14 protein-coding genes and 1 pseudogene are annotated in these 20046 nt (G+C 59.5%); 8 read left to right on the top strand and 7 right to left on the bottom strand.

The annotated features are described in order from the left end of the window. On the bottom strand, positions 1–501 hold a 501-nt coding region (locus tag FUU19_RS06410), incomplete at its 3' end, for an asparaginase domain-containing protein (protein WP_230507094.1). A 148-nt stretch (positions 502–649) separates the two neighbouring features. On the opposite strand from FUU19_RS06410, the gene ycaO reads away from it, so the two are divergent. The 4 genes from ycaO (at position 650) to pflA (ending at position 7093) form a co-directional block, all read left to right on the top strand. Then, positions 650–2413: a 30S ribosomal protein S12 methylthiotransferase accessory factor YcaO gene (gene ycaO, locus FUU19_RS06415; RefSeq protein WP_141969768.1), complete on the top strand. Its 1764-nt coding sequence runs from the start codon at positions 650–652 to the stop codon at positions 2411–2413. A 462-nt stretch (positions 2414–2875) separates the two neighbouring features. After that, positions 2876–3736 (top strand): formate transporter FocA, encoded by an 861-nt coding sequence (gene focA, locus FUU19_RS06420; protein ID WP_107227716.1) that lies wholly within the window; start codon positions 2876–2878, stop codon positions 3734–3736. Positions 3737–3790: 54 nt separating this feature from the next. Next, positions 3791–6073, top strand: coding sequence for a formate C-acetyltransferase (gene pflB / locus FUU19_RS06425; RefSeq protein ID WP_049208015.1), 2283 nt, complete (start codon positions 3791–3793; stop codon positions 6071–6073). Between the two features lie 279 nt (positions 6074–6352). After that, positions 6353–7093 (top strand): pyruvate formate lyase 1-activating protein, encoded by a 741-nt coding sequence (pflA, locus tag FUU19_RS06430; RefSeq protein WP_031299859.1) that lies wholly within the window; start codon positions 6353–6355, stop codon positions 7091–7093. 49 nt (positions 7094–7142) lie between these two features. On the opposite strand, the gene FUU19_RS06435 is transcribed toward pflA, so the two are convergent. Next, positions 7143–8294 (bottom strand): MFS transporter, encoded by a 1152-nt coding sequence (locus tag FUU19_RS06435; protein WP_033637849.1) that lies wholly within the window; start codon positions 8292–8294, stop codon positions 7143–7145. Positions 8295–8457: 163 nt separating this feature from the next. Here FUU19_RS06435 and FUU19_RS06440 point away from each other — a divergent pair, with 163 nt between their 5' ends. After that, the gene (locus tag FUU19_RS06440; protein ID WP_230490288.1) at positions 8458–8823 is read left to right on the top strand and encodes a DUF1801 domain-containing protein; all 366 of its coding nucleotides are present in this window, start codon (positions 8458–8460) and stop codon (positions 8821–8823) included. A 51-nt stretch (positions 8824–8874) separates the two neighbouring features. On the opposite strand, the gene serS is transcribed toward FUU19_RS06440, so the two are convergent. The 5 genes from serS to lrp all read right to left on the bottom strand — a co-directional run bounded on the left by serS (position 8875) and on the right by lrp (position 16682). Continuing rightward, positions 8875–10167, bottom strand: a complete 1293-nt coding sequence (gene serS, locus FUU19_RS06445) for a serine--tRNA ligase (protein ID WP_141969772.1) — start codon at positions 10165–10167, stop codon at positions 8875–8877. 109 nt (positions 10168–10276) lie between these two features. Then, positions 10277–11563 carry a replication-associated recombination protein A gene (locus FUU19_RS06450; RefSeq protein WP_049208098.1) on the bottom strand — a complete coding sequence of 429 codons (1287 nt, stop codon included), beginning with the start codon at positions 11561–11563 and terminating at the stop codon, positions 10277–10279. Between the two features lie 67 nt (positions 11564–11630). Continuing rightward, positions 11631–12242, bottom strand: coding sequence for an outer membrane lipoprotein periplasmic chaperone LolA (gene lolA / locus FUU19_RS06455; protein WP_019454555.1), 612 nt, complete (start codon positions 12240–12242; stop codon positions 11631–11633). A gap of 198 nt (positions 12243–12440) precedes the next feature. Continuing rightward, positions 12441–16067, bottom strand: a complete 3627-nt coding sequence (locus FUU19_RS06460; RefSeq protein WP_230490287.1) for a DNA translocase FtsK 4TM domain-containing protein — start codon at positions 16065–16067, stop codon at positions 12441–12443. A 120-nt stretch (positions 16068–16187) separates the two neighbouring features. Continuing rightward, complete coding sequence (lrp, locus tag FUU19_RS06465) at positions 16188–16682, bottom strand: leucine-responsive transcriptional regulator Lrp (RefSeq protein WP_004928318.1); 495 nt, start codon at positions 16680–16682, stop codon at positions 16188–16190. A 654-nt stretch (positions 16683–17336) separates the two neighbouring features. Between lrp and trxB the strand changes: the two genes are divergently transcribed. From trxB to gstA, 3 genes and pseudogenes are all read left to right on the top strand, one after another. Beyond that, positions 17337–18308 carry a thioredoxin-disulfide reductase gene (gene trxB / locus FUU19_RS06470; protein ID WP_230490286.1) on the top strand — a complete coding sequence of 324 codons (972 nt, stop codon included), beginning with the start codon at positions 17337–17339 and terminating at the stop codon, positions 18306–18308. Between the two features lie 75 nt (positions 18309–18383). Next, positions 18384–19272: pseudogene (locus FUU19_RS06475) on the top strand (LysR family transcriptional regulator). A 93-nt stretch (positions 19273–19365) separates the two neighbouring features. Beyond that, complete coding sequence (gene gstA, locus FUU19_RS06480; RefSeq protein ID WP_230490285.1) at positions 19366–19983, top strand: glutathione transferase GstA; 618 nt, start codon at positions 19366–19368, stop codon at positions 19981–19983. Positions 19984–20046 lie beyond the last annotated feature (63 nt).

Raw genomic sequence — 20046 nt, forward strand, 5'->3', positions numbered from 1 at the left:
CCCGCGGTTGGCCGATTGAGGATCCGCCGCCGTCACCACTGCGTTATACAAGTTGAACGGGCCGTCGGCGCTCATCGCCGTCGCCGGCCGCATCGCCCCCACCACCACCACCGGTTTGTCGCACTTCACCGTCAGATCGAGGAAATAGGCCGTCTCTTCCAGCGTATCGGTGCCGTGGGTGATGACGAAGCCGTCGGTCTTGCCGCAGTCGGCGTCAATTTTCTTCGCCAGCGTCAGCCAGACCCGATCGTTCATGTCCTGCGAACCGATGTTCACCACCTGCTCCCCCTGCACGTTGGCGATGTTTTTCAGCGCCGGCACCGCATCGACCAACGCCTCGACGCCCAGCTTGCCCGCCGTATAGTTGGACTTCGTCGCCGAATCGCCGCCGCCGGCGATGGTGCCGCCGGTCGCCAGCAGAGTGATGTTGGGCAGCGCCAGCGCCGAGGCGCTGAAGCCGGTCAACAGGAGGGTTAACGCGCTGAGTTTCACTGATTTCATTAGATTTCTCCGTGACAGATAACTCGCTGAATTATGGCCTTTATCCTTAAAAAAACTGTGACTTTGCCGCCGCTTTAGGAATACGTGGAGCTCCAGCGTAAAACCCCGTATCATTGCGCGTTTTTAGTACGCGCAAAAAGTGAAGACAATGACGCAAACTTTTATCCCCGGTAAAGACGCCGCCCTGGAAGACTCCATCGCCCGTTTCCAGCAGAAACTGAGCGATCTCGGTTTCAACATCGAAGAGGCCTCCTGGCTGAACCCGGTGCCGCACGTGTGGTCGGTGCACATTCGCGATCGCGATTGCCCGCTGTGCTTCACCAACGGCAAAGGCGCCAGCAAAAAAGCCGCGCTGGCCTCCGCGCTGGGTGAATATTTCGAGCGCCTGTCCACCAACTACTTCTTCGCCGATTTCTATTTGGGCCGGCAGATCGCCGAAGGCGACTTCGTGCACTACCCGAATGAGAAATGGTTCCCAATCCCTGAAGACGACGCGCTGCCGACCGGCATCCTCGACGAACGCCTGCACGCCTTCTACGATCCGCAGCAAGAGCTGAGCGCCAGCGATCTTGTCGATCTGCAATCCGGCAATGCCGATCGCGGCGTGTGCGCGCTGCCGTTTACCCGTCAGTCCGACCAGCAAACCGTGTACATCCCGATGAATATCATCGGTAACCTGTATGTTTCCAACGGCATGTCCGCCGGCAATACCGCCAACGAAGCGCGCGTGCAGGGCCTGTCGGAAGTGTTCGAGCGCTATGTGAAAAACCGCATCATCGCCGAATCCATCAGCCTGCCGGCGATCCCGGACGAGGTGCTGAACCGTTACCCGGGCGTGGTGGAAGCCATCGCCAAGCTGGAAGAGGAAGGTTTCCCGATCCTCTCCTATGACGCCTCGCTGGGCGGCAACTACCCGGTCATTTGCGTGGTGCTGTTCAACCCGACCAACGGCACCTGCTTCGCCTCGTTCGGCGCGCACCCGGACTTCGGCGTGGCGCTGGAGCGCACGGTAACCGAACTGCTGCAGGGCCGCAGCCTGAAAGATCTCGACGTGTTCACCGCGCCGACCTTCGATGACGAAGAAGTGGCGGAACACACCAACCTGGAAACGCACTTCATCGACTCCAGCGGCCTGATCTCCTGGGATCTGTTCAAACAGGACGCGGACTATCCGTTCGTTGACTGGAGCTTCAGCGGCAGCACGCAGGAAGAGTTCGCCACCCTGATGAGCATCTTCGACAAAGAAGACGCGGAAGTGTACATCGCCGACTACGAGCACCTGGGCGTCTATGCTTGCCGCATCATCGTGCCGGGTATGTCCGACATTTACCCGGCAGAAGATCTGCTGCTGGCCAACAACAGCATGGGCGCGCACCTGCGCGATACTCTGCTGGCGCTGCCGGGCAGCGAGTGGCAACCGGAAGAGTACCTGGCGCTGATCGAGCAACTGGACGACGAAGGGCTGGACGATTTCACCCGCGTACGCGAACTGCTGGGCATTGCCAGCGGCAAAGACAACGCCTGGCATACCCTGCGCGTGGGCGAGCTGAAGTCGATGCTGGCGCTGGCGGGCGGCGATCTGGATCAGGCGCTGATCTGGACCGAATGGACGCAGGACTTCAATGCCTCGGTGCTGAGCCCGGCGCGCAGCAACTACTACCGCTGCCTGCAAACGCTGCTGCTGCTGGCGCAGGAGCCTGAACGCGAAGCGGCGCAGTACTACACCGCGTTCGTGAAGATGTACGGCCAGGAAGCGGTCGACGCCGCCTCCGCCGCCATCAGCGGTGAAGCGCGCTTCAACGGGCTGTTCGCCGTCGATGCCGATCTGAAGGCGCTGCCGGCCCATCAGGCGCTGCTGGCGGCCTACGAGAAGCTGCAGGCGGCCAAACGCCGCCACTGGGCCAAAGCCTAAGCATCGTCAGGGGATACTGCCACGTTGGGAGTACCCCTTGTTGCCAAACGCCGCACTCCGTTGCGGCGTTTTCATTTCTGCGGTTTATTTCAACGCTTTCGGTTTTATTTTCTCGCCGGAAAATAGGCGGTTAAACGACCATAAAAATAAATAAACCGTCAATTGTTGCCGGACGGTGAAATAATAATTAACCGATAATTAAACTTTCAGCGCTGCGCGGCGACAAAACGCCTAAAAATTTAACTTTACTTCATCCCCTCCACTCAGTGAATTCAAAAAAAATTGCAAACATTAAAAAAATGTTTTTATATAAAAATCAATAAATTAACCACAAAAACCACACAAAAAACACGTCATTTTGCCGCTCTACTTCCCCGCCTTATGATCCAAATCAAATTTTCCCCTATACTGCTTTGCTAGTATCTCATTGCGTTGTTTTAACCCTTAAGAGCGAGAGTTAGTTTGAAAACTGACAGCCCCTTCGATCTGATTTTACCTGCGGCCACGGCGAAAATCGCTGAAGATGCCGGCGTGTATAAAGCCACCAAACATCCGCTGAAAACGTTTTATTTGGCGATCACCGCCGGTGTCTTCATTTCCATCGCCTTCGTCTTCTACATCACGGCGACCACCGGCACCGCCGGCGTGCCTTTCGGGCTGGCGAAACTGGTCGGCGGCATCTGCTTCTCTCTCGGGTTAATGCTGGTGGTGGTGTCGGGCGCCGACCTGTTCACCTCTACCGTACTTATCGTCATCGCCAAGGCCAGCGGCCGCATCAGCTGGGGCCAGCTGGGCGCCAACTGGCTGAACGTTTATCTCGGCAACCTGGTCGGCGCGCTGTTCTTCGTGGCGCTGATCTGGTTCTCCGGCGAGTATATGGTCGCTAATGGCCAGTGGGGCCTGAATGTCCTGCAAACCGCAGACCACAAGCTGCATCACACCTTTATCGAAGCCGTGTGCCTCGGCATTCTGGCTAATCTGATGGTCTGCCTGGCGGTCTGGATGAGCTACTCCGGCCGCACCCTGACCGATAAGATGTTCGCCATGGTGCTGCCGGTCGGGATGTTTGTCGCCAGCGGTTTCGAACACAGCATCGCCAACATGTTTATGATCCCTATGGGCATCGTGGTCAAACACTTCGCCACGCCGGAGTTCTGGCAAGCCGTAGGGGCGGTACCTGAGCAATTCGCTCATCTGACAGTAAGCAATTTCATCATCGACAACCTGATTCCGGTCACCATCGGCAACATCATCGGCGGCGGCCTGCTGGTTGGGTTGACTTACTGGGTAATTTATCTGCGCGGGGGCCGCGAACAGCACTAAGCTGTGAGTTACCGCGTGCAGAGTTAGAAATCCACAATCAAAGGTAGGTGTACAATGACCGAACTTAACGAGAAATTAGCCAACGCTTGGGAAGGTTTCAGCAAGGGTGACTGGCAGAATGAAGTCAACGTTCGTGACTTCATCCAGAAAAACTACACGCCTTATGAGGGTGACGAATCCTTCCTGGCTGGCGCAACTCAAGCCACCACCACCTTGTGGGACAAGGTTATGGAAGGGATCAAACTGGAAAACCGCACTCACGCGCCGGTTGATTTCGACACCAACGTTGCTGCAACCATCACTTCTCACGACGCGGGTTACATCGCCAAAGAGCTGGAAACCATCGTCGGTCTGCAGACCGACGCCCCTCTGAAACGCGCGCTGATCCCGTTCGGCGGCATCAAAATGGTCGAAGGTTCGTGCAAAGTGTACGGCCGCGAGCTGGATCCGCAGCTGAAAAAAGTGTTCACCGAATACCGTAAAACCCACAACCAGGGCGTATTCGACGTTTACACCAAAGACATCCTGAACTGCCGTAAGTCCGGCGTGCTGACCGGTCTGCCAGATGCCTACGGCCGCGGCCGCATCATCGGCGACTACCGCCGCGTGGCGCTGTACGGTATCGACTTCCTGATGGCCGACAAGCTGAACCAGTTCAAATCGCTGCAGGAAAAACTGGAAAACGGCGAAGATCTGGAAATGACCATCCAGCTGCGCGAAGAGATCGCTGAACAGCACCGCGCTCTGGCTCAGATCAAAGAGATGGCCGCCAAATACGGTTACGACATCTCCGGCCCGGCCACTAACGCGCAAGAAGCGGTACAGTGGACCTACTTCGGCTACCTGGCCGCGGTGAAATCCCAGAACGGCGCCGCCATGTCCTTCGGCCGCGTGTCCACCTTCCTCGACGTGTTCATCGAGCGCGACATCAAGGCGGGCAAACTGACCGAAGAACAAGCGCAGGAACTGATCGACCACCTGGTGATGAAACTGCGTATGGTGCGCTTCCTGCGTACCCCTGAGTACGATGAACTGTTCTCCGGCGACCCAATCTGGGCGACAGAATCCCTGGCCGGCATGGGCGTCGACGGCCGCACCCTGGTCACCAAAAACAGCTTCCGCTTCCTGAACACCCTGTACACCATGGGGCCGTCTCCGGAGCCGAACATGACCATCCTGTGGTCTGAGAAGCTGCCGCTGAACTTCAAGAAATTCGCGGCCAAAGTGTCCATCGACACCTCTTCCGTTCAGTACGAAAACGACGACCTGATGCGTCCTGACTTCAACAACGATGACTACGCCATCGCTTGCTGCGTCAGCCCGATGATCGTCGGCAAACAAATGCAGTTCTTCGGCGCCCGCGCCAACCTGGCGAAAACCATGCTGTATGCCATCAACGGCGGCGTTGACGAAAAACTGAAAATGCAGGTCGGCCCGAAAGAAGCGCCGATGATGGACGAAGTGCTGGACTATGACAAAGTCATGGCGCGCATGGACCACTTTATGGATTGGCTGGCCAAGCAGTACGTGACCGCGCTGAACATCATTCACTACATGCACGACAAGTACAGCTACGAAGCTGCGCTGATGGCGCTGCATGACCGTGACGTTTATCGCACCATGGCTTGCGGCATCGCCGGCCTGTCCGTTGCGGCCGACTCCCTGTCCGCCATCAAGTACGCGAAAGTCACCACCATTCGCGACGAAGACGGCCTGGCTATCGACTTCAAAGTGGAAGGCGAGTATCCGCAGTTCGGTAACAACGACGCCCGCGTCGATGACATCGCCTGCGACCTGGTGGAACGTTTCATGAAGAAAATTCAGAAACTGCGCACCTACCGCAATGCGGTACCGACTCAGTCCGTACTGACCATCACCTCCAACGTGGTGTACGGTAAGAAAACCGGTAACACCCCGGATGGCCGCCGCGCAGGCGCACCGTTCGGCCCAGGTGCCAACCCGATGCACGGCCGCGACCAGAAAGGCGCAGTAGCCTCCCTGACCTCGGTAGCCAAACTGCCGTTTGCCTACGCGAAAGACGGGATCTCCTACACCTTCTCCATCGTGCCTAACGCGCTGGGTAAAGACGACGACGTGCGTAAAGCCAACCTGGCGGGCCTGATGGATGGTTACTTCCACCATGAAGCCTCCATCGAAGGCGGCCAGCACCTGAACGTCAACGTAATGAACCGCGAAATGCTGCTGGACGCGATGGAAAACCCTGAGAAATACCCTCAGCTGACCATCCGTGTTTCCGGTTACGCCGTGCGCTTCAACTCGCTGACCAAAGAGCAACAGCAGGACGTCATTACTCGTACCTTCACTCAAACGATGTAATACGCCAACCGGGTGGGAAACCGCCCGGTGCCAACGTCAGGGCCGGTTCTGCCGGCCCTTTTCTCCCACCGCTCTCCCCTGACTCTGTAGAGTCTGTTTTGCCGGACATCTATACTGAATGGATAGCCGGCAAAACAGTTATCCGGCAACTGACCGGCCGACAGGCATCATTACCCCCGGCGGCGGTTCCACCCGCTGCTGCATCGCAGATACCTGGCCGGCGGCCACGCGCCTATTTTTAGACTGCGTTTGACAGTCAATATTGGAGAAAACCCCGCAATGTCAGTAACTGGTCGCATCCACTCCTTCGAATCCTGCGGCACCGTCGATGGGCCCGGGATCCGCTTTATCGTCTTCTTCCAGGGCTGCCTGATGCGCTGCCTCTATTGCCATAACCGCGATACCTGGGACACCCACGGCGGCAAAGAAGTGACCGTCGAAGAGCTGATGAAAGACGCGGTGGCCTATCGCCACTTCATGAATGCCTCCGGCGGCGGCGTGACCGCGTCTGGCGGCGAGGCGATCCTGCAGGCTGAATTCGTGCGCGACTGGTTCCGCGCCTGCCATGCCGAAGGCATCAACACCTGCCTGGACACCAATGGCTTCGTGCGCCGCTACGATCCGGTGATTGACGAGCTGCTGGACACCACCGATCTGGTGATGCTGGATCTGAAACAGATGAACGACGAGATCCACCAGAACCTGGTCGGCGTCTCCAATCACCGCACGCTGGAATTCGCCCGCTACCTGGCGAAACGCAATCAGCGCACCTGGATCCGCTATGTGGTGGTGCCGGGTTGGTCAGACGACGATAAGTCGGCACACCTGCTGGGCGAGTTCACCAAGGACATGACCAACATCGAGAAAATCGAGCTGCTGCCCTACCACGAACTGGGCAAGCATAAATGGATAGCGATGGGGGAAGAGTACAAACTGGACGGCGTACATCCGCCGAAGGCCGAGACCATGGATCGCGTCAAAGGCATCCTGGAAAGTTACGGCCACAAAGTGATTTACTGATTGGCGCACGCCAAAAGAAAAAACCGGCTCAAGGCCGGTTTTTTTATGTTCAGGCGGCGGCGAATGGCGTGTGATGGTGATCCGGCTTCTGCTTTTTCAGCAGCATCAGCAGGTAAACCAGCGCCACAGCGGCGATCATCACGAACAGCACGCGGTCGGAGTAGTTTTGCATCAGCAGCGCCGTCATCGATGGCCCCAGCAGGCTGCCGATGGTGTAGCTCATCAACAGCGCCTGGTTCATCGCCACCAACTCATGCGGCAGCGCCTTCTCACAGGCCCAGGACATCGCCACCGGATACAGGGTAAAGCCGGCGCAGCCGAGGATGAACAGCGAAGGTGCCATGGCGTAGTTGCCGAGCATCGCCACGCTGGCGAGGATCACCACGAACACCTGAATGCGCAGCACCAGCAGGCGCCCGTAGCGATCGGCCAGGCGCCCGACCGGCCATTGCCCGACGATGCCGGAGCTGACCAGCAGCGCCATCCAATAACCGACGTTGGCGTCGCTCATGCCCTGATGGGAGAGGTACAGCGGCATCAGGCCATACAGTGAACCGAGCACGATGCCGGAGATGATGCAGCCATTGATGCCGAGGCGCGCGCTGCGGCGTCTCAGCATTGTCCACACCGCCGCCTGCTGCGGCTCGTCTTCATGGCGGTTGACCCGCGCAAACAGCATCGGCAACATCGCGCTGATCACAATGGCGGTCACCCACGGCACCACGTGCAGCAATTCCGTCGACGTCATACTCAACAGCAATTGGCCGGTCACCGTACCGAGGTAATAGACGATCATATAGGCCGCCAGCAGCTGGCCGCGGTTGCTCAGGTTGCCGCTGCGCAACAGCGCGCTCTCCACGATCACCCAGATCCAGGCGCAGCCGACACCGGCGAAGAAACGCCAGCCCAGCCAGCTCCAAAAATCGATCGACAGCACCATGCCGGCGGTCGCGGCGGCAAACACCAGGCAAGAAAGATGATAGCTGCGGGTAAAGCCGACGCGCTGAATCAGTTTGCCCGCCACCAGCGTGCCCAACAGGTTGCCGCTGAAATAAGAGGAGCTGACCATTCCCACCTGCCAGGTTGACAGCTGAGCATGCGTTAACCAAAGAGGCACGAGCGTATTCAAAACGGCAATGGATACCGTGAGCAGCAAGAGGCCGCAGAGCAATAAGAGCACTGGGCGGGAGTATGCGGACATAGTGAAATTGTGACCGAACGCGCAATGAGAGTGCGCGCATCATGCCACTGGCGATAAAAAAGTCAATCGCCTCTTATCATTTCACCGCACGATTTGTTTCCGGCTAACCGGCTGAAAAAGCGCTATGCTGAGCGCAGAGCGGATTTGACGATGGAGAGACAGGATGAATCAGGCAAATGATGCGGCGGTAGAGGCCCTGCTGGCGGACATCGGCAGCACGCACGGTGAGCTATTGGCCATCGTGCAGCAGGTGCGCCGGATCGCGGCGGCGAGCGGCAACGGCGTCACCGAATCGGTCAAATACGGCGGCATCATGTTCTCGCATAGCCAATTTTTCTGCGGCGTTTTCGCCTATCGCCACCACGTCACGGTGGAGTTCGGCCACGGCTACCGATTGGAAGATCGTTATCACCAGCTCGAAGGCAGCGGCCAGTATCGGCGGCACATCAAACTCCACTCGCCCGACGAGGTGAAAAGCAAGCATCTGGCGGACTACATTCAACAGGCTTATACGCTGGCGACGGGCTGAATTCTCGACATAAAAAAAGCGCCCGCAGGCGCTTTTTTCGTGGTTTTCCGTTTAGCCGATGTATTCCAGGCCGCCCATATAAGGACGCAGCACTTCAGGCACCTGAATACGCCCGTCGGCCTGCTGGTAGTTTTCCAGCACCGCCACCAGCGTACGACCAACCGCCAGGCCGGAGCCGTTCAGCGTGTGAACCAAACGCGGTTTCTTGTCGGCTTTGCTACGGCAGCGCGCCTGCATGCGACGCGCCTGGAAATCCCACATGTTGGAGCAGGACGAGATCTCGCGGTAGGTATCCTGCGCCGGCAGCCACACTTCCAGATCGTAGGTTTTGCATGCGCCGAAGCCCATGTCGCCGGTGCACAGCAGCACCTTGCGGTAAGGCAGGTTCAGCAGCTGCAGCACTTTTTCCGCGTGGCCGGTCAGCTCTTCCAGGGCATCCATCGAATCTTCCGGACGAACTACCTGCACCATCTCAACCTTGTCGAACTGGTGCATGCGGATCAAACCGCGGGTGTCGCGGCCGTAAGAACCGGCTTCCGCACGGAAGCATGGCGTGTGCGCGGTCATCTTCAGCGGCAGAGATTCCTCTTCCACGATCTCGTCGCGCACCAGGTTGGTCAACGGCACTTCCGCCGTTGGGATCAGCGCGTAGTTGCTGCTGTCGGCTTCTTCTTCCAGCGGACGGGTATGGAACAGGTCTTCGCCGAACTTCGGCAACTGGCCGGTGCCGTACAGCGTGGCGTGGTTGACCAGGTAAGGCACATAGGCCTCCAGGTAGCCGTGCTGCTCGGTGTGCAGATCCAGCATGAACTGGGACAGCGCACGGTGCATGCGGGCGATTTGCCCTTTCATGACCACGAAGCGCGAGCCGGTCAGCTTAACCGCGGCGGCAAAATCCAGCCCGCCGGCCATTTCGCCCAGATCGACGTGATCGCGCACCGCGAAGTCGTACTGGCGCGGTTCGCCCCAGCGGGTCACTTCCAGGTTTTCGCTGTCGTCTTTACCATCCGGCACGGCGTCGTCCGGCAGGTTAGGCAGCGTCAGGGCGTAATCGCGGATCTCGCTCTGCAGCGTGTCCAGCTCTGCCTTAGCGGCATCCAGCTTGTCACCCAGCTCGTTCACTTCGCGACGCAGCGGCTCGATGTCTTCCCCACGCGCTTTGGCCGCGCCGATGGATTTCGATCGGGAGTTGCGTTCCGCTTGCAGCGTTTCAGTTTCTACCTGCAGAACTTTGCGACGTTCTTCCTGCGAACGCAGCAGATCCAGATCGAGTTTAAAGCCTCGGCGAGCCAGTTTGACGGCGACTGCGTCTAGCTCATTACGCAGCAGATTGGGATCGAGCATGCTAATCCTGTGCTTGTTGTTATTGAAAGAAGTGTTGTTGTTCTATGCGGCTGATTTATAGCCGCATAAAAGAAGAGTGATACCCGCTAACCTTACCGCAACGGCCTCGCTAGCGGTAGCGTTTTGTCGGGCTATTTTGATCCTGCTCAGCCAGCCATGCCAACTTTTCGCCGATTTTCCCTTCAAGCCCGCGCGAGGTCGGTTGATAGTAGCGCGTCTTGGCCATTTCGGGCGGGAAATAGTTCTCGCCGGCGGCGTAGGCGTTGGGTTCGTCGTGGGCGTAACGGTACTCCGCCCCCAGCCCCATCTCCTTCATCAGCTTGGTCGGCGCATTGCGCAGGTGCTCTGGCACGTCATAATCGGCCTGCTCTTTGGCGTCGCGCATGGCGGCCTTGAACGCGGTATAGACCGCGTTGCTCTTCGGCGCGCAGGCCAGGTAGACGATCGCCTGCGCGATGGCGCGCTCGCCCTCCGCCGGCCCCACGCGGGTGAAGCAATCCCAGGCGGCGATCGCCACCTGCATGCCGCGCGGATCGGCGTTGCCCACGTCTTCAGAGGCAATCGCCAACAGACGGCGCGCCACGTAGAGCGGATCGCCGCCGGCGGTAATGATGCGCGCATACCAATACAGCGCCGCGTCCGGCGCCGAGCCGCGCACCGATTTATGCAGCGCGGAAATCAGATCGTAATAACGGTCGCCCTTGTTATCGAAGCGCGCGCTGCGCTCGCCTGACACCTCTTTCAGCAGCTCCGGCGTCAGCACCCGCACGCCTTTGGCATCGATCTCCGCCATGTCCGCCATCATTTCCAGGCTGTTCAGCGCCCGGCGTGCATCGCCGCCCACCAGCTCGGACAGCAGGCGGCGCGTTTCCGCGGGCAGCTCGACGTTCTGATTGCCAAAGCCGCGCGCCTTGTCGCTCATCGCCTGATCCAGCACCTGGCCGATATCTTCGGCGGTCAGCGCCTTCAACAGGTAAACGCGGGCGCGGGACAACAGCGCCGAGTTCAGCTCGAACGACGGATTTTCGGTGGTGGCGCCGATAAAGGTGATGGTGCCGTCTTCGATGTGCGGCAGGAAAGCGTCCTGCTGGCTCTTATTGAAACGGTGCACTTCGTCGACGAACAGGATGGTGCGGCGGCCGGCGTCGCGATTTTGCCGCGCCCGCTCGATCGCCTCGCGGATCTCCTTGATACCGGAGGTCACGGCGGAGATCCGTTCGACATCCGCCTGACCGTAACGGCCGATCAGCTCTGCCAGCGTCGTCTTCCCGGTGCCCGGCGGCCCCCATAAAATCATCGAGTGCAGCTGCCCGGCCTCGATGGCGCGCGGCAGCGGCTTGCCGGCGGCCAGCAGGTGCTGCTGGCCGATATACTGCGCCAGCGTGGTCGGCCGCATACGCGCGGCCAACGGCTGGAACTCATTCTGGGAAAAATCGAGCGACAGATTATTACTCACTTGCACCTCACTGGCGCTGGTCGTCCAGCGTCACCCCCTTCGGCGGGGTAAATTTGAATTTGGCCGGATCGGCGGCGACGTTCTGCTGGCTTTTCAGCGTGTAGGAACTGCGCTGGCCGTCCTGCTCCACCGCAGCGAAGCTGCGAATGGTACCGCTGTTGGTCACGCTGATGGCGAACTGCTTCAGGTTGCCGCTGGCAGACTTCGGCGTCAGCTCGAAATCATCGCCCTTTTGCTTCACGTTGTACTGTTTCCAGTCGCTGGCATTATTGCGGGTGATCAGCATAAACGGCGTATTGCCGGTGGCGTTCTTCAGCCAGGTCGCCGTCACCTGCTCGACGAACGGATTATAGAACCACAGGGTCTGGCCATCAGAGACCAGCACGCTCTCATCGGGCGACGTCATGTGCCAGTTGAAGAGGTTTGGCCGCTTCACCCACAGCTCGCCTTCCCCCTGTTGCACCGCAGCGCCGTCGGCGCTGGTCACGGTTTGTGAGAAGCTGGCGTGGAAACTGTTCACCTTCGCCAGGCGACTTTGCAGATCCTGTGCGGCATCGGCCAGCACGGAGGTAGAAGCGAATCCCGAAAGCAGACAGCAGGCAACTAACAGTTTTTTCATTATTCCAGATACCTTATGAAATGCGTTAACCGCAGGGCGACGCCGTGCGGGTCAAATCAACCCTATACCCGCTTACTTTACCCGAAGCCGGCGATCGGCCGGTAGGCCAATGTTCCGAGAAGAAACGGGTTTACGCTTCTTTGCACAAGGGCCGCTTAAGCGGCCCTTTCTTATTGAATTGCAATGGCTAAACGACCATCAATCGTGCCGAGGCGGCGCCAGCACCTCGCGGTTGCCGTTGTGCCCCTGCTCGCTGACGATGCCCTGCGCTTCCATCTGTTCGATGATGCGCGCCGCGCGGTTATAACCGATACGGAACTGGCGCTGCACGCCGGAGATGGAGGCGCGGCGTTTATCCACCACGAAATCCACCGCCTGGTCAAACAACGGATCCAGCTCTTCGTCACCGTCCATACCGCCGCCGGCACCGCCCTCACCGTCTTCGCCGCCGCTGAGAATGCCCTCTTTATATTGGGGCCGCTCGCGCGCTTTCCAATCCTTAACCACCGCGTGCACTTCCTGATCGCGCACGAATGCGCCATGTACGCGCACCGGAATCGAGGAGTTCGGCGCCAGATAGAGCATGTCACCCATACCCAGCAAGGACTCGGCGCCCCCCTGATCGAGGATGGTGCGGGAGTCGATCTTGCTCGACACGGTAAAGGCGATACGCGTCGGGATGTTGGCCTTGATAAGACCCGTGATCACATCCACCGACGGACGCTGGGTCGCCAGCACCAGGTGGATACCCGCCGCACGCGCTTTCTGCGCCAGGCGAGCGATCAACTCTTCGACCTTTTTGCCGACCGTCATGATCAGATCGGCGAATTCGTCGACCATTACCACGATGTACGGCTCTTTCTCCAACACCGGCGGCGTGATGTCCATGCTGTCGGTCGGTTTCCAGAACGGATCCGGGATCGGGCGCCCCATCGCTTCGGCCTGATCGACGCGCTCGTTGTAGCCGGCCAGGTTACGCACGCCCAGGGCAGACATCAGCTTGTAGCGACGTTCCATTTCGCCCACGCACCAGCGCAGCGCATTGGCAGCGTCTTTCATGTCGGTGACCACATCGGTCAACAGGTGCGGAATACCTTCGTAAACCGACAGTTCCAGCATTTTCGGGTCGATCATGATAAAGCGCACTTCTTTCGGCGTGGCTTTATACAGGATGCTCAGGATCATGGCGTTGACCCCGACCGACTTACCGGAACCTGTGGTACCGGCGACCAGCAAGTGCGGCATTTTGCCCAGATCGGCCACCACCGGTTCGCCGGAGATGTCCTTACCCAATACGATGGACAGCGGCGACGGGTTGTCGCGGAAGGCCGGGCAGTCCAGCACTTCGCGCAGGTACACCGTTTGACGCTTGGCGTTCGGCAGCTCCAGACCGACGTAAGGCTTACCGGGGATCACTTCCACCACGCGCACCGCCGAAGTCGACAGCGAGCGCGCCAGATCGCGCGACAGGTTGGAAATGCGCGCCGCTTTAACGCCCGGCGCCAGATCCAGCTCGAAGCGGGTGATGACCGGCCCCGGCAGGATGTCCACCACGTCGGCTTTCACGCGGTAATCGGCCAGGCTGGCCTCCACCAGGCGCGCCTTCTGTTCCAGCGCGAAGGAGTCGACCGGCTCCACCTCTTTCGGCGCTTCGGTCAGCAGATCCAGCGTCGGCAAGGGCGTGGTCGGCTTCTGCAGCGGCTGATCGTTGCGCATCAGGAACGGGTGAATCAGGCTGTCCATCGCCGGATGTTGCTCGGCCTGAGATTGCTGAGGCTGCTGCACCGGTTGTTGTGGCTGCTGATATTGCTGCTGCGACGGCGGTTGATACTGCTGTTGCTGCGGCTGTTGATACGGTTGAGAGTGCGGTTGCTGAGGTTGGGCAGCCGGCGCCGCAGGCTCAAACTGGCCAAACGGCACGTCGTCCTCTTGCTCGCTTTGCTGTTCAATGCGCTCTTCAAGCTGTGGGGACAGCGTGAACATCGGCTCGCTCGGGCCATCGTCCACTAAATCCGCCATCGGCGAGAAGCTGAAAGCATTGCGGGTATCGACCGGGCTGGCGGCCGGCGCCTGCGGGGCAGTCTCTTGCTGGCCATAACGTGCCTGCTGTTGCTCGGCGAACGCCTGACGCAGCGCAGCCTCTTGCCGCGCCTCTTCATCGTCCTGTTGGACTTCACCGTAACGTTGATTCTGTTGTTCGGCGAACGCCTTGCTCAGCTCGGCTTCCTGCTGAGCATTTTCATCATCCTGCTCCGGCTCGTAGCTTTCGCCATAGCGCTCGCTTTGCTGCGTAGCGAACGCCTGGCGCAGCGCGGCTTCCTGCAGCGCCTCTTCTTCCTGCGGATTTATCGCCGTCGGCTGTTGAGGCTCCGCCTGGCGCTGTTCCTGCTCGGCCGCGCGCTGCGAAGGCAGCTTGATGCCGTAGGAAGCCAGCTCGCGGCGGGTCGGAATACGCACCGGATTCGGCCGCGGCAACTCAGGGCCGATACCCTGTTTAACCTGCGAATTGCCGTCGCTGGTGGCCGTGAAGGCCGGCATAAAGGTCGCCGCTGCGGCGCCCGCCGCGGCAGCGGCTGCCGTATCCAGCTGCGGCTTGGCGCCGGTGGCGCTGAAACCACCTGCTCCGCTGACGTCGGCACTGTCGCGCTGCGCGGCGGTAAAATCAAAGGGAGAACGTGCCGGCGGCTGCGGTGCTGTCGGCTCTTGCCAATTGCCGAGGCGCGGCTCATCATCGTCCCGATAAGGATCGGCAGGGCGCGTCGCCTTAGGCGCTGGCGTTTCTTCCGGGATTTCGAAGGAATACAGCGGCGGCGTGGCGTCTTGCGCCGGGGCGCTCACCGGGTGCTGATTGACCGAGGCCGGCGCTGTCGGTGCCACCGTTATCGACGGCGCCTGTGTGGCGATCGGTGCAGCAACGGGCTCGTGGATCTCTGCCGTCACCGCCGGTGCAGGCGAAGCCGCCGGCGCGATTGGCGCGGCGTCGGCTTCAACCTCACTATCGTCGGCTCGCAGGCCGCTGAGCAACGGATCGGCGGCGTCTTCCGCCGCCTCTTTGGCGCTTTCGGTGACCGAGGGTGCGGAGAACAGCACGTCGTCATCGGCAGCCGCGGCTCCGGCGGCGGTCGCCGCAGCCGCGGCGCCCTTCCCTGCCTGCTCAGGCTCGTCATCAACGTAACGCTCGTCATCCTCGAAATAGCGATCTTCGCGACGTGAGCGATTGGTCATCACCGTCGCGACGCCCAACACCGCACCGCCAATCTTCTCGGCGATCACCAGCCAGGACCAGCCGGTAAACAACGTCAGCCCCGCCGCCCACACGCACAACAGCGCCAGCGTAGCGCCGATGCCGTTGAACCACGGCAACATGGCGTTGCTCAGCAGGCTGCCGATCACGCCGCCGGAAGCGAAGTAATAGAGATCGTCAACGTTCAGCGCCGCCAACCCACAGGAGGTAAGCACTAACGCCAAGGTGCCGATCAGGCGCAGGGAGAGCGCGAAATAGTCGATGTAGTCTCTGTTGCCGCGCTGGCGATAGGCCGCCCAGCACAGGACCAGCATGATCGGCGGTATCGCGTAGGCGAGCACCCCGAAGGTGAAGAACAGCGTGTCGGCCAACCAGGCCCCAACACCGCCACCCAAGTTGTGAATCGGCTCATGCCACGCGGTCTGCGACCAGCTTGGGTCAGACGGGTTGAAACTGACCAGCGCAGCCATGAGGTAAACGGCAAAAATCGCTACCACGATAAGCGCAGCTTCCAGCAAACGCCGGCCACTGCTGAGTCTTTTCAGGGTAACTTCTTTATCTTCTGTATATTCCTGGCTCAAGAAAGGCTCTCCAGGTTCCTGTTAGCTGACATAGCAACAGCGCCGAGAAGCTTCCCCGGCGCCGAAACTGTATGAATAAACAGGAGTGTAACCAATTTAATCAGGTTTTGCACCTGCACCTTACCGTGTTTTGATAACCAGACGGTTACTCTGTTTCACTTCTTCCATCACTACGTAGGTACGGGTGTCGTTAACCCCCGGCAAACGCAGCAACGTTTCGCCCAGCAGTTTGCGGTAAGCCGACATGTCCGGTACGCGGGTTTTCAACAGGTAGTCGAAATCACCGGAAACCAGATGACACTCCTGAATCTCTTCAAGCTTCTGCACTGCCGAGTTGAATTGCTCAAACACGTCCGGCGCGCCGCGGTTCAACGTGATCTCCACGAAAACCAGCAGGGACGCATCCAGATAATGCGGGTTGAGCAATGCGGTATAGCCATGAATGAAACCCTGGCGCTCGAGACGGCGCACGCGTTCTAAACATGGAGTCGGGGATAACCCCACGCGCTTCGAAAGCTCGACGTTCGAAATACGCCCATCCTTCTGCAGCTCATTCAGGATGTTGCGGTCGATACGGTCAAGATCTTTACCCGGGCGTTTCTTGTTGTCTGCCATTATTATTGTCTCTCTTATTTTCTTCCGTGCACTTGCCACACCCTAGCCAACGTCAATGTGTAAGGGTTCGTTCCAAGCGAAGACCCGATGCCTGTCATATGCTTCTTCACTACCATCATTCCACGCCGCGCAGCCTGTCTGTCCAACCCCGCGCAACGCCGGTAACGACGTTTCGGTCGAGAAAAAATCAGCAAACGCTTGCGCGCCCTGCTCCGCACATCCACCGCGTATTGTCGCCTTGCGGCGTAAATACGTACGATTTGCTGGTGTTACGGGGATAATTTCTTCTTCCTATGATGTTTTCGCAAATGCGCAGCGGATTGTCAAAGTAAAAGAAGCAAAATCAGAACAACGTACCGTCATGAAAAGTCTGCATCCCATTTTTGGTTATGAATCGCTGGCAGATAAACCCCGGCAGGGAGCGGCTGAAGTCGCAGAATGCGCCGTTTTTGCGCGGTTGGCGATTCGGTAGCCGAATGCGGCTTTGATAAGGTAAATTTCTGCGTTCGGCGTACGATTTGCCGACAGCGGGTGCATTAATAGGCGACAACTATCATACAAATCGTTAACAACGTCGCCCGGCGCTTTTTTTACTGCGCCATTTTCCCTACAATCGGCTTCATTGTCCGCCATTGTGGAATAAAGAGGTTATTCATGGGCACGGCTAAACATAGCAAATTACTGATTCTGGGCTCCGGCCCGGCCGGTTACACCGCCGCCGTCTACGCGGCGCGCGCCAACCTGAACCCGGTGCTGATCACCGGTCTGGAGCAAGGCGGCCAGCTGACCACCACCACTGAAGTGGAAAACTGGCCGGGCGACGCCGAAGGCCTGACCGGTCCGGCGCTGATGGAGCGCATGCGCGAGCACGCGGAGAAGTTCCAGACTGAGATCGTCTTCGATCATATCAACAACGTCGATCTGCAGCAGCGTCCGTTCCGCCTGTTCGGCGACAGCGGTGAATACAGCTGCGACGCGCTGATCATCGCGACCGGCGCCTCCGCCCGCTACCTTGGCCTGCCTTCCGAAGACGCCTTCAAGGGCAAAGGCGTTTCCGCCTGCGCGACCTGCGACGGTTTCTTCTACCGCAACCAGAAAGTCGCCGTGGTCGGCGGCGGCAACACCGCCGTTGAAGAAGCGCTGTACCTGTCCAACATCGCCGCCGAGGTTCACCTGATCCACCGCCGCGACAGCTTCCGTTCGGAGAAGATCCTGATCGACCGGCTGATGGAAAAAGTGAAAAGCGGCAACATCGTGCTGCACACCGACCATACGCTGGACGAAGTGCTGGGCGATGAAATGGGCGTGACCGGCGTGCGTATCCGCAGCACCAAAGCGGAAAACGAAACCCGTGAGCTGGAGCTGGCCGGCGTGTTCATCGCCATCGGCCACAGCCCGAACACCGGCATCTTCGGCGGCCAGCTGGAGCTGGAAAACGGCTACATCAAGGTGCAGTCCGGCATTCACGGCAATGCGACCCAAACCACCATCCCCGGCGTCTTCGCCGCAGGCGACGTGATGGATCACATTTACCGCCAGGCGATCACTTCCGCCGGCACCGGTTGTATGGCGGCGCTGGACGCAGAGCGTTACCTGGACGGCATCGCCGGCGCAGAAGTCTGCTAAGACGTTCTCTTCATCAGCAAAAAGCGGCTCTCGAGCCGCTTTTTTTGTCTTCAGCCCCCAGGAGGATGCACGCCGATGCATAATCTTCTTCACTGGCGCCTGCTGGTTGCCGTCGCCGACAGCGGCACCATCACTCAGGCTGCGGCGATCTGCGGTATGACGCAGTCTGCCGCCAGCCAGTCCATCGCTCAACTGGAGACGATGCTGAGCACCCGGCTTTTGGTGCGCCAGCCACACAATGTCGTCCTGACCCAAAGCGGCCTGCAGATCGTCGCCCATGCCCGCTCGATGTTGGCAGGGCTACGGGCCATTCAACAATGCGCGCAGCAAGCCGGTAACGCGCACGCGGGCAAAATACGCCTGGCCAGTTTCCCGTCGGCATTCAGCACGCTGTTGCCGCCGCTGCTGCGCAAATTTCGCCGTCTGTACCCCGACATTGAGCTGATTACGCTCGAGGGCACCGACCACGAAGTGGAGAGCTGGTTAACATCGGCAACGGCAGACATCGGCGTGGTGCTCAATCCGGCACCGGAGCGGCTGTGTTTCCCCTTAGGGGGAGGATGCCTGGTTGGCTGTCGTGCCCAGCGCGCACCCGCTGGCGCGAGAACGGCGGCCGGTGGTGCTGGATGCCCTGTTCCGGCTGCCTTTCATCCTGGCGACCGGCGGATGCGATGTGAATGCGCAAAGTTTGGCGCAGCAGTCGGGCCTGGCGCTAGCCGATGTCCGCGCCACCGTCAGCGACTGGCAAACGGCGTTGACGCTGGTCAAGGAAGGCACGGGCGTCGCGCTGATGCCCGCGTCCGTGATCCCGCCCGATGCGCTCGGAGTTTGCGCTCTGCCGCTCGTTGCGCCGGTTTATCGCCGTTTCGGCCTGGCCTGCTCATCCGAGGCGGTGACCCAGCCCCCCGTCCAAACCCTGCTGAATTACCTGCGCGAACAGGAGCAAACCCTGGCCAGTCGCTGAGTTAATAGCAGCTTTCTGAAATTTCCATTTCCCCGCCGGTGCCCGCATCGGCATGCTGTGGCAAGCGTTCTCATTGACCCACAAGGAAATAGCATGAAGCTGTATTTTGCTCCCGATGCCTGCTCGCTGGCCCCACATATCGTCCTGCGGGAATTAGCGATCCCTTTCACCCTGATCAGGGTGAACAATCGCAGCAAGCGGTGCGCCGACGGTGAGGATTTCTATCGCATCAACCCTAAAGGTTACGTCGCCGCCCTGCAGCTCGACGACGGCAACGTGATCACCGAAGGCCCCGCCATCGTTCAATTCCTCGCCGACCTGCGCCCAGAATACCGGCTGGCGCCGCCACCGACGGCCTTTGAGCGGGTACGGCTGCAGGAGTGGCTTAATTTCATCACCAGCGAGATCCATGCCGGCGCCGCCCCTTTATTCAATGACGCCCTGCCCGACGACGCCAAGGCGTTGCTGCGCGACAAGTTGAGACGGCGATTGGGTTATCTCGCGCAAGCGTTGGCACAGCAAATCTATCTGTTGGGAGCGCATTTCAGCGTCGCTGACGCTTATCTGTTTACCGTGTTGCGCTGGATGGCGCGCTTCGAGATTTCGCTGAGCGAGTGGCCGGCGCTCCAGCATTATGTGGCGCGGATCGCAGAGCGAGCGTCGGTGCGCGCCGCTCTGGAAGCCGAGGCCGCGAGTGAGGAAGTCAAATAGTCGGTAACGCGTCTGTTATAGCCACATTTGGCCGCTTTATTATTTTCAGTCTGCCGGGTGACG

This window comes from Serratia montpellierensis (assembly GCF_020858655.1).
Classification (GTDB): Bacteria; Pseudomonadota; Gammaproteobacteria; order Enterobacterales; family Enterobacteriaceae; genus Serratia; species Serratia montpellierensis.